6 protein-coding genes are annotated in these 15,432 nt (G+C 41.1%); all 6 read right to left on the bottom strand.

Features of this window, described 5'->3' with window-relative positions:
- Positions 1-86 precede the first annotated feature (86 nt).
- Positions 87-2,504 (bottom strand): ABC transporter permease, encoded by a 2,418-nt coding sequence (locus AC1DUD_RS12075; protein WP_477374925.1) that lies wholly within the window; start codon positions 2,502-2,504, stop codon positions 87-89.
- 316 nt (positions 2,505-2,820) lie between these two features.
- Positions 2,821-5,232, bottom strand: coding sequence for an ABC transporter permease (locus AC1DUD_RS12080; RefSeq protein ID WP_477374926.1), 2,412 nt, complete (start codon positions 5,230-5,232; stop codon positions 2,821-2,823).
- A 183-nt stretch (positions 5,233-5,415) separates the two neighbouring features.
- On the bottom strand, positions 5,416-7,812 hold the full coding sequence (locus AC1DUD_RS12085) for an ABC transporter permease (protein WP_477374927.1): 2,397 nt from the start codon (positions 7,810-7,812) through the stop codon (positions 5,416-5,418).
- 107 nt (positions 7,813-7,919) lie between these two features.
- Positions 7,920-10,400: an ABC transporter permease gene (locus AC1DUD_RS12090; RefSeq protein ID WP_477374928.1), complete on the bottom strand. Its 2,481-nt coding sequence runs from the start codon at positions 10,398-10,400 to the stop codon at positions 7,920-7,922.
- Positions 10,401-10,492: 92 nt separating this feature from the next.
- Positions 10,493-12,847 carry an ABC transporter permease gene (locus tag AC1DUD_RS12095; RefSeq protein ID WP_477374929.1) on the bottom strand — a complete coding sequence of 785 codons (2,355 nt, stop codon included), beginning with the start codon at positions 12,845-12,847 and terminating at the stop codon, positions 10,493-10,495.
- Between the two features lie 119 nt (positions 12,848-12,966).
- Positions 12,967-15,384, bottom strand: coding sequence for an ABC transporter permease (locus tag AC1DUD_RS12100; RefSeq protein WP_477374930.1), 2,418 nt, complete (start codon positions 15,382-15,384; stop codon positions 12,967-12,969).
- Positions 15,385-15,432 lie beyond the last annotated feature (48 nt).

The following is a 15,432-nucleotide window of genomic DNA, read 5'->3' on the forward strand; positions in this document are numbered from 1 at the left end:
TTGCGTTGGATCATTGGGTCATTAAATCATTTTTTACTTCGCCTTTTTGTCAATGACTTAATGACGCAGAGCAAATGACCAAATGACTATTCCGATCGCAAACTTTTAACCGGGTTGGCAAGTGCTGCTTTAACAGCTTTGTAACCCACCGTTACCCACGCTATTATCAATGATGATACTATCGCCAGTAAAAAGATCCAGACGCTCATTGAAATACGGTACACAAAGTTTTGCAGCCAGCCATTCATGATATACCACGCGGCGGGCATCGCTATCAGGAACGAGATACCAATGAGTACCATAAACTCTTTTGAAAACAGCAATACGATACTGCTTACCGAGGCACCGAGTACCTTGCGGATCCCTATTTCCTTGGTACGCTGAACCGCCATAAACGATACCAACCCATATAAACCAAGGCAGGATATAAATATGGCAATCCCGGCAAATACCTTGTATACCAATGCCATTTTGTTTTCCTGCTCATAAAACTTGGCTATGTTATCATCAAGAAAATAGCCATTGTAAGCATATTCAGGATAAGCATTCTCCCACATTTTTTGTAGCTGGGATACTGTTTTGCTCAGGTCGGAGGTTTGGATCTTGATCCCTATCTGGCCTTCAAATTTCTTTGCCGGTGATATTACTATGGGCTTTATTGCTTCGCGAAGGGAATTGGTTTTAAAATCTTTGACAACCCCAACTATTTGCAGCCATTTGCCGCCACCTAAGCGCAACGTTTTGCCAATAGCCTCATTGGCGTTTCGGATACCTAACTTATGAATAAAGGTTTCATTAACCACATACTGCCTCGCCGTATCGCTTACATCGTAAGCTTTACCGGCTGCAAACGTTAATCCATAAGTTTTGAAATAATCGGCATCGCCAAATTTTAGATAGGTATTAAAACCTACATCTTTTGTTGAGTTATTAAAATCAAAATTAGTACCCCAGTTATTTTCTGACGATGGCACATCCGAAGAAAAAGTGACAGCTTTAACATTGGGATTTTGCAACACCTGCTGCTTAAACGATTCCATTTTCCGCAGGCTTAAACTATCGGTATAGCCGGGGATGATAAGCAATGCGTTTTTGTTAAAACCCAAATCGGCTTTATTAACAAAATCCATCTGATTAACGGCCACTATAGTACCGATGATCAGCAATTGCGATATGGCAAACTGAGCGATAACCAGCCCACGGCGAAGCGGGATACCACCGATAGAAGCTGCAGTTATTTTATTTTTAAGTGCAAGCACCGGTTTAAAACCCGATACAACCAATGCAGGATAAATACCCGATAACAACACGATTGCTATTGTACTTGCTACTAAAAACAATAAGCTACCAGCAGTAAACAAGCTGATAGTGTCAGGTACATTAGCTATGTTTTTTAATTGAGGCATAGCCAGCCAGGCTGCCGCCAAAGCAATTAAGGCCGACGCAATAACGATGATCGTAGTTTCGCCAATTACCTGAAAAATCAACTGTGGACGGGTACTACCCAGTACTTTACGAATCCCAACTTCTTTTGAGCGCCCAACAGATTGCGCTGTGGACAGGTTGATAAAGTTGATTGATGCCATGATAATGATCAGCAACGCAATGAACGACAGGGTACGCAAGGTAGCTCTGCTGGTGCTGTGGTCGCCAAGTGGATTGCCTATCTGCGTATCAAAATGCATATCGGCAAGCGGCTGAGGTAGCAATGTGGTTTGTGCCGATCCTTTTTTAAAGTGCTTCGTCGAAAATGCTTTTAACTGGGCATCAATACTGCTTTTTGACATACTGGCCGGGAACAGCATAAACACCTCATGGCTGCTGCTGGTTGATCCCCATTCTGCGCTGTAGTTATAATCTTTAGGGTGCTGTTTCCAGGTATCGAAGGATACCATTATTTTAAACGGAAAATCGCTGTTCACTGGAGCATCTTCAACAATGCCCGATACCTTTAGCGTTAAAACATTATCCATTTTAAGCACTTTGCCAACGGCATTATTCCAGTCGCCAAAGTACTTAATGGCCGAGCTTTTATCCAAAACAACCATATCCGGATTAGCTAATACCGACGGACTACCTGCCAGCCATTTATAGCTAAAAATATCGAAGAATTGAGGCTGGATAAATAGTACGCCTATGTTTTCGGTAAACTTTTTGTCACCGTTATTACTGCCCGCTACTTCAGGAACGGTGATCTGGCTTCCATAACTGCTGTTCAGGGCCGCTACTTTAGCCTGCGGAATGTCGAGACGTAAAGCATCGGTAGCAGGAACCGCGACACCTGGGTTGGTGGTAGTTTCCGACTCATGTTTTTCCTGTGTTACAACACGATAGATATTTTTATAATTGGGATTGAAGGTATCAAAACTAAGTTCAAACTGAATGATCACAAAAATGAGCAGGCAGGCTGCCAAACCAACAGTTAAGCCAGCGACATTTATGGCAGAATAGGCTTTATGACGAACGATATTACGCCAGGCTATTTTGAAGTAATTTTTAAGCATATCGTACAGTATTTTTTAGTACCAATGTAAAACCTATACCAAAATCAAAACAACCTGTATGTCAGCCACTTAAACCAAATCAAAATCATCAACTGTACGCAAGTGTAACACCTTGTGTACGATATTGATACAGTACTTTAATTGGGATTTCGGATGTTCTATTTCGGATTTTGAATTTTATTATGGGCTCCTGACTCAAGTATCGTACGGCTGCCAGAGCAAAACCTACTTGTGCCTTTTCAGCTTCAAGAAAAAAGGCCGGCTTTTGAATAAGCTGACCTTCACATATCATTATAAAATAATCTCCAACCTCGAATCACTCCCCCCTCAAACTCTCCACCGGATTTGCCATAGCCGCTTTAATAGATTGGAAACTTACAGTAAAAAACGCGATCAATAGCGCGACGAAAGCAGCCAGAACAAACACCCACCATTGGATATCTATGCGATAAGCGAAGTTTTGCAGATATTTACTCATCATAAGCCAGGCTATAGGTGATGCCACGATCACAGCCACAAGAACTAGTTTCAGAAAATCGACAGAAAGCAAACCGGTTATATTTGTAACCGATGCGCCAAGCACTTTTCGGATGCCGATCTCTTTGGTGCGCTGCAGGGTTAACAACGAGATAAGCCCAAGCAAACCAAGGCAGCTGATAAAAATAGCGATCACCGCACTTGAGGTGATCAGCTTATTTAACAGATCTTCCTTTTGATAAAAATCAGCTATTTGCTGGTCGAGGAACCGATATTCAAATACATTATCAGGGTAAACAGTCTGCCACTCTTTTTTAATATGATCAATAACTACCGAAGGATTGCCGGAACCGATCTTTACACCTACGTACTGGTAGCCTTTTCTGAATGTGCTGATGTATTCGGGTGCAATAGCCGTATACAACGATTTGGCATGGAAATCCTTTACCACCCCTACTATAGTACCTGGATTGTTTGACAGGTCGCCCGCGATAAAATGCCTGCCGATAGCCTGTTGCGGATCTTTAAGTCCCAATTTGTATACCATTACTTCATTGACCAAATATTCACGGGCAGTATCACTTTCAGCAATATTACGCCCGGCAACTAATTGTATTCCAAAAGTTTTAGCATAATCGGCATCCCCTATCTGCGTGTAGCCAACAAATTTTTCCCAATCACGGGTGTCAAATTTAATTGAGCCACCTTTATCGGCGGTAGAAGACGGTGCCCGGTAACAAAAGGATACGCTTTTTATGGCGGGATCGGCCAGTAACTGGTTGCGCAAATAATCGGTTTTACCTTTATCACTATTGGGCACAGGAAGCATTAAAACAGCATTTTTGTTAAAGCCAAGGTCGGCCGTTTTAAGGTATTTAACCTGCATGGTTATTAATATGGTACTGATGATAAGTACCTGCGCTATTACATTTTGTACAATAATTAAACCTTTACGTGTAAAACCGGCAGTTTGTGTTTGACCGCCGAACTGGTTTTTCAAAGCGTTAACCGGTTTAAACCTGCTTAATATTAAGGCGGGATATGAACCGGCGGCTAATATAATAATGGTTAAAACGGCTATTATAAAAGCTGAAAGCCGGTAGTCGGTAAAAAGATTAAAACTTAACAGCGTTTGCAGCCAGCTATTTAAAACCGGTATGGCCACAATAACCATAACAAATGATAGCAATGCGGCAAAAACTACGATATAAGAAGTTTCGGAAATAAACTGGATAAATATGGCCGCCGGCGAACTGCCCAAAACCTTGCGGGTACCAATCTCCTTTGCCCTTTTAAAACTTTGTGCCGTAGCCATGTTTATGAAGTTAACACAGGCTATGATGATCAACAGCAAACCTATTATACCCAGTGTAACCAACAAAGACCGTTGAATAACACCCGCGAAACGGCCATCGAAATGTACCTCGCTTAAAGGCAGCATCATAAAATGATATGGTTTTGCTTCTGCTGCGCCCTGAGCTTTAACATTCAGTTCGTTTATATCACTTTCTACTTTTTGCGGATTTACCCCCTCCTTCAGTTCAACATAAATAGAGTTGGTTGAATTGATAAAATTCCAATCATTGTGCATTGGCGTATAAACATCCGGGTAAATGTTTTTAAGCGTTGACAATGAAAGAAACAGATCTGCTTTAATATCGGTATTTGCAGGGTGATCTTTTACTACACCTGTTACTTTAAATATATTTTTGTTATCCACACTAATGTTTTTGCCGATAACATCCTGGCTGCCAAAATATTTCTGAGCCAGCCCATGACTTAAAACGACAGCATTGGGTTCGGTAAGGGCGGTATTTTTATTGCCCTGCTCCCACTGATAATCAAACAGGTTAAAAAAATGGCCGTCGGTTATGCCAATGTTTTCATGCTCGGCAAACATTTTTTTTCCGGATCCCTCACTTTGTGGGATAGTAACATTGATATCATGCATCCGTAATAATACACCTACATCTTTTACCCGCGGATCATTGGCTTTCACATCCCTTGCCAAAGCTAAAGGTGCACCCTGATCGTACAATGGCACCCCATCAAAAAAAGTTAAACGGTGAACAACCCTATACACCTGTTTGGCATCATGATGATAGGTATCAAAACTTAAGTGATAGGTAATAAACTGAAATAGTATAATACTACAGCCAATGCTCAGCGCCAGGCCGAACATATTAATAAAGGTGTAAAACTTATGCTTCCAAAGGTTGCGCCAGGCTATTTTAAAGTAGTTTTTTATCATATCTAATACTTTATACGATATTACGCAAAACCCTTTAAATGAGTAGTTAAAAAGTGTTAAAGGAGAGCTGAAAGCCGAAGGCCAAAAGCTTAAGGCTTTTTATGAAAAGAGTGAAATGATGTTTAACCTCATTTAGCTCACCCGTATCTTGCTTTTTGCTTTAAGCCTTCGGCTTTCAGCTCCCTACTCGCTCCTCAAACTATTTACCGGATTAGCCAAAGCGGCTTTGATAGATTGGATACTCACTGTTATCAGCGCAATCAAAAGGGCAATGCAGGCTGCAGCAGCAAAAATCCACCAGGAAATATTTGTACGGTACGCAAAATCCTGCAGCCATTTGTTCATCATATACCAGGCCACAGGGAAGGCTACAATATTGGCTATCAAAACCGTTTTCAAAAACTCTGCTGATAACAGCCCGATTATATTTTGAACACTTGCGCCAAGTACTTTACGGATGCCTATTTCTTTCACCCTTTGTTCGGCGGCAAAAGCGGCTAAACCAAGTAAGCCCATGGCTGATATTAAAATAGCTATAATGGCGAAAGCAGCTATAAGTGTTGAGGAACGCTGTTCGGCATGGTAAAGTTTATTGTAACCATCATCAATAAAACTATAATCATAAGGCTGATCAGGAACAAATTCATTCCACACATTTTGAGCTACCCTGATAGCGGCAGCAGCATTACCGGGAGTTGTTTTGATATAAAAGCTACGCGCCCAGTCAGTATGATTATCGATAACTATTGGGCCTATTTTTTCGTGAAGGCTCCTGAAATTAAAATCTTTCACCACACCGGCGACTACTCCTGAGTCTCCGTTAAACTTAAACCGTTGCCCGATAACAGGTTTATGGATATTGAGCTGCTTTACAGCAGTTTCATTTAAAATTACATTGTGGGCATCGGTACCAGCTTTATCAAACCAATGTCCGTCAAGCATTTTAAGGCTTAATATATGTTGAAAATTTTCATCGGCCGATATGGTAGAAACCGAAGGTTTATAGTCTTGCGGCCGGCCATCCCAATCCATTGAGCCTGAAACTTTATTACTATTATTAAAAAAAGCATCATTAGCCGAACGGGAAACCTCACTTATAGCACTTTGCTGCTGTAACTCATTGGCAATACTTTTCAGTTTTGATTCCCTTAATTTATCATCAGAACCAAGTACCTGCCAGGGTATACTCATTACAAAAACATGTTCTCGTTTATACCCCAAATCGGCTTTTTGCATAAAATTAAGCTGGCGGTAAATGATCATTGTACTGATAATGAGCATAACCGATATGCCAAATTGTAAAACAACCAGGGTTTTACGGATGCCGCCATCCTTAAAATTCAATAAAGCCCTGCCCTTAAACACACTTAGTGGTTTAAACGATGACAATAATATAGCCGGATATAACCCGTTAAAAACGAAACAAATAACCAATGTACCCAGTAATATCAGCCATGTAATGCCGGATGTTAGTGGTTGTACGAAATGCCTTTCGGTAACCTGGTTAAACCATGGCAGGCATAGCTGGATAAACAAAATAGCAAACAATAACGATAAAAAACTTACAACCAATGATTCAGACATAAACTGGGCAAAAAGCTGCCTCCTTCCTGCACCTACAATTTTACGCACGCTCACCTCTTTTGAACGTACGCTTGCCCTGGCGGTAGTTAAGTTTACGTAGTTGATACAGGCTGTAGCCAAAAGCAAAAAGGCCAGGATCAGGAATATATTAACCAGTTTCCGATTGCCATTTTCAAATGATGTACTCAGCAACCCGCTTTCAAAGTGGATATCCTTAAGCCCGATCACACTCATGGTTGTGTTTTCACTGCCCTTATTATTTTTCCTGATAATTTGGGTTAGCTTTTTACCTACATCCTTAATATTTACCCCCGGTTGCAGTTTTAAAAATGTAAGCCCACTATAGTTGCCCCAATTACTTGCCTGGCTTTTTTCATGTGCGTCGCTTAATTTGGCTTCAACCGGGATCAGCATATCATACTGAAAACTTGAGTTTGCCGGATTATCCTTAACTACCGCCTGTACCTGATAGTTCATTGAATCAATCTTCAGCACCTTACCTACAGCTTCGCCATCGCCAAAATATTTCTTTGCTGTTGATTGCGTCAGGATTAAACTAAATGGATTTTTTGAAAAACTTTCGACACTACCGTCAATAAAATCATAATGGAATACTTTAAACCAATTGGCATCTACAAAAGCATATTTTTTTTCAGATATCAACTGGTTATCATGATGTACGGTCATCATATAGCCCGGCCATAGAAATGTATAATTCTTTATGCCTGGTATTTCCTGTTTGGCTATAGGACCTAACAAATAAGGTGATGATTCCCAGTCCCATGTTTCGTCTTTGGTTAGGCTTAGTTTGGTTTTTATCCGGTATATATTATTAACATCCTTATGGTAGTTGTCAAAACTAAACTCGTTTTGCACCCACAACATAATAAATACGGCCGCGGTAATACCAATGGCAAGCCCGCCAATATTAATGAAACTGATAGTACGGTGCTTACCTAAATTACGGAAAGCTACTTTAAAATAATTCTTGAGCATATTAATTAGTCATTGAGTCGTTATTACATAGTCATTAAGTCATTTACTCAACTAAATCATCAAACAAAAATGAATTAATGATGTAAAGCAAATAACTCAATGACAAATTATTCGGAGCGCAAACTCTTTGTTGGGTTGGCCAGCGCTGCGCGGATGGTTTGGAAGCTCGATGTAACGAGCGCTGTTAAAAGCATTCCCGCCCCACTTGCTGCAAAAATCCACCAGCTAATGCTGGTACGATCTGCAAAGGTTTCCATCCACTTGTTCAGGGCATACCAGGCCAGCGGGGTTACAAGTACAAAAGCGAGCACAATAAGTATCACCAGTTCTGTTGATAGCAGGGTAACTATTTGCGTTACCGTCGCGCCCAAAACTTTACGAACCCCAATTTCTTTAGTACGCTGGTTAGTATTATAAATAGCCAAACCTAACAAACCAAGGCAGCTGATAAATATAGATAAGCCGGTTGCCCAGGTTAACAACGTTGAAGTATGTTGCTCTGCATCGTAAAATTTAGCGATGCTCGCATCAAAAAAATCATACTGAAAATCATCTTCAGGATAAATCTCCTTCCACGATTTTTCTATTGACGAGATAGCCCTCTTCCAATCGTCACCGCCGGCGGTTTGTGGCTTAAGTGCTATATGAAAGGTGCCATTGTTATAGTAGCTATTGCTGATATGGATACATGTTGGTTTTATGGCCGCGTGCAACGATTCGGAATAAAAATCGGCCACTACACCTATGATCTGCATCCTTTTATCGCCATTAAACTTATCTATATATTTTCCAACAGCATCGTTAGGGTTTTTAAAACCCATGAGTTTTGCATACGTATTATTGATTAAAAATGCACTTGTGCTGTCACCGTATTGTATATTACGTCCGGCCAAAAGTTTAATTTTATATACATTGATGTAATTAGGATCGCCATACTTTTCGTATAGTTCTATTTTAATTTCCTTTTTGCCATCAATATAAGTAGCCTCTGTTGAGTTGGTGCTTGTTGACGATGGCGCCGCCTTGCCCGCGCTTACCAGCTCAACCTGGGGTATTGCCTTCAGCTTGTTCATAAACACCTGATTTTTATTGAGGGTGCGGTTTTTCCAGGGCGAGTTTACGATCAGGATCGCGTCCTTTTTAAAGCCTAAGTCTTTAGTAAGTGCATAATGGATCTGCTTACTTACCAGCACAGTAGCCATTATAAAAAACTGGGCAATAACAAACTGCGTTACAGTTAACGATTTGCGCAGCCATGCATTACGGGTCTTGCTGCTGTTTGAAGAGGCCTGGTTTTTAAGTACCAATACCGGTTTGTAACCTGATAATAAAGCAGCTGGGTAAAACCCTGATAACAGGCTTACAACTATTGTCAACAAAAACAGGAACACAAAAAGATTAGGCTGGTGCAGCAGGTCAAGTTTAATACCTTCAGCTATAAAATCCTTAAACAGTTTTAAAATAGCCGGAGCCAGCGCTACCGAAATAATTACGGCAAACAGGGTAATGATAAACGTTTCACTTAAAAACTGAATAATGAGCTGGGTACGGCTACTCCCCATAGTTTTGCGCACACCAATTTCTTTAGCCCTTTGGGTTGCCTGGGCGGTAGTTAAATTAACAAAATTGATACATCCCAATAATAACAGAAATGCAGCAATTACCAGCAAACCGTAAAGTGTTGTTTTATTAGCCGGATTGCCACTATCAAAGGTGCCATAAACGCTATTAAAATGAATATCACTTAAGGGTTGTAAGGTAAAATTCCGGGTATTACCTTTATTTTCCGGTTTTGGAGGGTTGTTCTTTTTAAGGATAATGTTTAGTTGCTTTTCAAAATTGGCTACAGTGGTGTTGGGAGCTAACTTAACAAAAAGTATAGATGATGAAGTGGTGCCTCCCCATTCGGTAAGGTTCAGTTCATCGGCAAGCGCTTTATTATTCTTAGCCGTTGAATAGGAGATAAAATCATGAAAAGTAAAATCGTTGTTCCCCTTCAATGGTTCAACAATGCCGGTAACTGCTGCGCTAAGGGTATCATAAGTGATCACCCGGCCTATCATCTGGCTGTATGAAAGTTTAGGAAAATATTTTTTTGCCTGATCTGTAGTAAGTACTGTTTGATTAGGTGCATTCAACGCGGTTTTCACCGAACCGGCCAGCCAGTTATATTTAAACATGCTGAAATAGCGCCCGTCGGCAAGGATCACGTTGTCCTGTAGCTTAAACTTAACAGGAACACCACCTTTTCCCGGAACAAGTACATTAGGCTGGCTTAAAGTAAAGAATGGTGCCGTGAGTTCAACGCCGCTTACACCATTTCTTACTGCTTCAGGTACAGGGCCTGATACTCCTCGGTTATGGGCCTCTTCGCCCGAAAAGGTATAGTTTGATACTACCCTGTAAATCCGGTCGCCATTATCAAAGTTTTGATTAAACGTAAAATCAAAATGTACTATCAGGTATATCACCAGCGCCGAACTGATCCCAATAGATAAACCGATTACATTGATGAATGTAAAAAATTTGTGCCGCCAAAAATTGCGCAGTGCAATTTTAAAATAGTTTTTAAACATCTTAGTGGTCATTAAGTCATTGCGTCATTAAGTCATTGGGCTTTTCTCATCAACCATAAAAAAATGACTTAATGAGCGAAGCAAATGACTTAATGACCTATTATTTATTCAGAACGTAAGCTTTTAACCGGGTTAGCCAGTGCTGCTTTCATCGTATTAAGGCTTACCACAATCAGTGTAAGCAATAATATTAGCATGCCAACGGCAGCAAATAACCAAATACTGATATTAATGTGGTACGTATACTTTTGAAGCCAGTTATGCATAACCCACCAGGTTAAAGGCACTGCTATAACAAAGGCTATGGCTACCAGCTTTAAAAACTCTGTTGAGATAAGCACGAGTAACTGCCTCACGCTGGCACCCAAAACCTTGCGGATCCCAATCTCCTTAAACCGTTTTTCGATGGTGAATGAAGCCAGACCGGCCAAACCTATACAGCAAAGAAAAATAGCCAGGCCAGCAAATATGTTGGTTATACGACTGATCAGCTCTTCGGTAAAGAATTTTTTTCCAAACTCCTGGTCAACAAAATGATATTCGAAGATATCGGCAGGGCTGTATTTGGCGTAAATACCCTGGAGCAATTGAACGCCCTGTTGCGGCTTTACGTCTGGATTTAGCCGGATATCGATGTACCCGGAGCTGTTTTTATCTGCAAAAACTATCATCGGATCAACCGGGACATAGGGTGATGACATTACCACATTATCAGTGATACCAATCACGGTAAATTTCTTTGACCCATATTGTAATTGCATGCCAAGTGGCCTTTTAACCTGCATGGCCTCAACCGCTGCCCTGTTCAATAATACAGCCGATGTGTCAGATGGCATGCCGGTGAAATCGGTTCCCTGCAGTACTTTGATACCCATGGTTTTTATATAGTCGACATCGGCAGTCATATTCGAAAATATGATATCGGCATTAGCTGGCCTGCCCTCCCAGTTAGGTGGCCCCGAACGCCATGAAATTTGGGTTACCATAGCCGATGTGCGTGTAACACTGTTGATAATACCCGATTTTAGCAGGTCGTTTTTTATTGCGTTGAAGCTTTTGTCGGTATTGGCCGTAGAAGGTATCATGATCAGGTTATCAGGATTATAACCGATGTTCCGGTTTTTAACATGTTGGATCTGCCTGTAAACAATAACCGTGGCAGATATTAGCAATATGGAGCCAATAAACTGGAACACCACCAAAATTCTGCGCGGTGCAATGGCGCCTTTGCCTGCTACGAATGTTCCTTTTAAAACTTTTATCGGATTAAACGAGGATAGATAGATAGCAGGATAACTGCCGGAAACCAGTCCGGTAAATAAAATAATAACCAAGGCGCCCAGCCAAAATATGGGTTGGTTAAAGTTTAAATGCAATTGCGCCCCTACTAACAAATTAAACTGAGGTAGCAAAAGGTATACGCAAAGCAGTGCACAAATAAATGAGACGACAACCAAGGTCATCGATTCTAAGAAAAACTGTAACACCAACTGTCCCTTGCCCGAGCCTAATGTTTTGCGCACACCTACTTCCTTAGCCTTTTTCTCCGACCGTGCCGTGGATAAATTCATAAAATTAACACAGGCAATAAGCAGAATGATAATAGCGATGATGATAAAGAAGCGGACGTACTCTATCATGCCGCCGGTATTTTTTCCATCCTTAAAATCGCTGTACAAGTGCCATTTGCTCATGGGGAAAGTAAAGTATTTACTGATCTTATCCGGATTATGCTGAAACATTACGTCGGTAATATATTTATCAACCTGCGCCATTTTCGCATTATCGGTTGTTTGGATATAAACCTCCCATGATGATCCTTGCCAGCGGTTAAGCACATCTTTTATACCAGGGTCAGAAAGGTTGTAGGGCGCTATAAAGTCAAATTGCTGCGAAGCATTATTCGGAGGATCGGCTACTACAGCGGTAACCTTGTACGATAAAGCATTATCAACCTTTACCACTTTGTTTATCGGATCAGCATTGCCAAAAAGGGCTTTCGCTGTTGAGGCAGTGAGCACTACCGATGTGGGATCGGCAATGGCAGTTGTGGCGTCTCCTTTAATAAAATGCCACGAAAACATATCAAAATATTTTCCGCTAACCTGGTAACCCTGCTTTTTGATCTTAACATCACCAACATTAAACTGGTGCTGCTCAAGGTGCGAGGTCATTACCGCATTCCTGATCTGCGGATAACCGCTTTCCAACGCTTTGGCCAGTGGGAACACCATGTTCGGGTCGGTAAAAACGTTGTTCTTAAAATCCCGGTTGGCAAAAACCTGGGATATATTCTTATAATTTTTGTGAACCTTATCGTAAGCGAGCTCATTCTGCACCCATAAAAAAATAAAAATGGTGCAGGTTATACCAATAGTAAGCCCAAGCAAATTGGTTATCGAGAACGCCCGGTTACGGTTCAGGCTTCTCCATGCTATTTTAATATAGTTTTTAAACATACCTTTAGTCATTTCGTCATCGGGGCATTAGGTCATTTTTTTCAAGGCCACTGAGTCATTTTGCTTTGCATCAATCAAAATGACTTAATGACGCAAAGCAAAATGCCCTAATGACAAATTTATTCAGATCGTAAACTTTTAACCGGATTAGCCATAGCAGCCTTTATGGATTGATAGCTTATAGTTGCAAAAGCGATAATAAGCGCTATTACCCCAGCCATTACAAATACCCACCATTGGATACTCACCCTAAAGGCAAAATCAAGCAGCCATTTGCTCATGGCATACCAGGCAATTGGCAGGGCAATTACCGCGGCAACAATCACCAGCTTCAAAAAGTCCTTCGATAATTCGGTAACAATTTGCGGGATGCTGGCACCAAGCACTTTGCGTACACCGATTTCTTTTACCCTTTGTGATATGGTAAAGGCCGAAAGCCCAAATAAGCCCAAGCAGGCTATGAATATAGCCAGGCAGGAAAATATGGTAAACAAATGGCTCTGCTGCTGCTCGCTGTTATATAATCTTTGAAAGCGTTCATCGAGGAAAGTATATCGAAAAGGGGTTTCAGGCTGATATTTTTTCCAGGTTTGCTGTAGAGTTGCCAATGCCGCATCGGTGTTGCTCCCACCAATTTTAATCGAAACCTTGCCGTAATTGTTATTTGCGAATGATGGCATCTCCATCAGCAGCGGAACAATGTTTTGGTGTAATGATTCGAAATGAAAATCATTAACCACACCAATTATCTTTCCTTTTGTGCTGCCGTAGCTCATATCCCGGCCAATTGCATTTTCGGGAGTTTTCCAACCTAACACTTTTACTGTAGCTACGTTGATCACAAAATTATTGCTATCGGTAGCAAAATCGCGGCTGAAATTCCTGCCCGCTGCCATCTTAATTCCATAGGTGGGGATAAAACCATAATCGGTATTGATACACTTGATATCGGCTTTAACGGGCAGCGGTTTATCGCCATCAAAAACAGAAGCACCCTGATCATCCAATAATCGTCCGGACGGGATACGCGACGAACGGGCAACATCTTTTATCGCCGGATCACGGAGTATATCAGCTTTAAAAGCTTCAAACTGGTTAGCCGGGATACCCGGTATTGTTAACAGATGATCTTTATTAAAACCAAGTGATTTAGTTTGGATATACCTTAACTGCTGGAAAACTATGGTAGTGGCAACAATAAGGATAATAGAAATTGAAAACTGTACAACCACTAATACTTTACGGAACGAGATGTTACCCGACCCAACTTTAAGGATCCCCTTTAACACTTTTATTGGTTTAAACGACGACATAAAGATAGCAGGATAAATACCGCTGATGAGACCGATAACAAGCGGCAGTAATAATACCGAAGCTAAAATTATCGGTTGGTATAGACCACCGATCGATAATCCTAATTCAGAAAACCGGTTGATAAGCGGCAGCAAAACCCAGGTCAGTATTAGCGCCAGTACCAGCGAAAAGTAAGTAACCAACACCGATTCGCTTAAAAATTGGGTAATGATCTCCTTTTGCTGTGCACCAATCACCTTGCGAATACCGATCTCTTTAGCCCTGAGGGTTGACCGGGCAGTTGAGAGGTTCATGTAATTGATACAAGCTATCAGCAAAATAAACAGCGCTATGGCCGAAAATATGTAAACTCTTTTTATATCTCCATTTTGTTCTACTTCGTCGTCAAGGTGCGAGTGCAGGTGAATATCCAGGAACCTTTGAATATGCAGCTGGGTGAATTTTGACTGGCGTGGCTGCCCGGGAGAATTCATGTACTTATCTATGAAAGCCGGAAACTGCGAACTGATGTGATTAATATTATAATTATCGGGCAGCAACAGGTAGGTAAAAAATGAATTATTACCCCAGTTAGTTCGCAAGGCATTCCGTCCATATACTCTGTCGTCGTTTAGCGTATTGAACGACAATAGCATTTGTGGGTGCATTTGTGAATTAGCCGGGAATGGCTTGAAGATACCGGTAACTTTAAAGTTAAACTGGTTATCGAGCCTAATCTCTTTGTTTATAGGGTCTTCGTTGCCAAAGTATTTGTGCGCAATCTCTTCGGTCATCATTACCGTATAAGGCTCGCTCAGGGCGGTTTTAGGGTCGCCAGCCACAGTTTTCAGATCGAAAACTTTAAAGAAGTTTTCATCGGCAAAATATGATCCCATTTCAGTGAACAATTTCTCCTTATAGCGCAAAACCACATCACCGTTAGGGAACAACCGGGTAACCATTTTGATATCCGGGAACTCATTTTTAAGCAACGGCCCAAATGGGGGGGCGACAGCACCCAGATGCAGGTTAACAACGCCATCGCCAGTATTAAAGCTGCGGCTTACCCGGTAAATATTGGGCGCGTTATGGTTAAACTTATCATAACTCAGCTCTTTAACTATATAAGTTAAAATAAGCAGGCAGCAGGTTAAACCAATGGTTAAACCAAATATGTTGATGAACGAGATAAATTTGTGCCTGGCAATGTTGCGGAAGGCACTGCGTAAATAATTCTTTATCATGTTATTTCACTTTATCATTGGGTAATTCTTTCTGGTCATTGAGTTATT

The organism is Mucilaginibacter sp. P4_A11 (assembly GCF_056402535.1).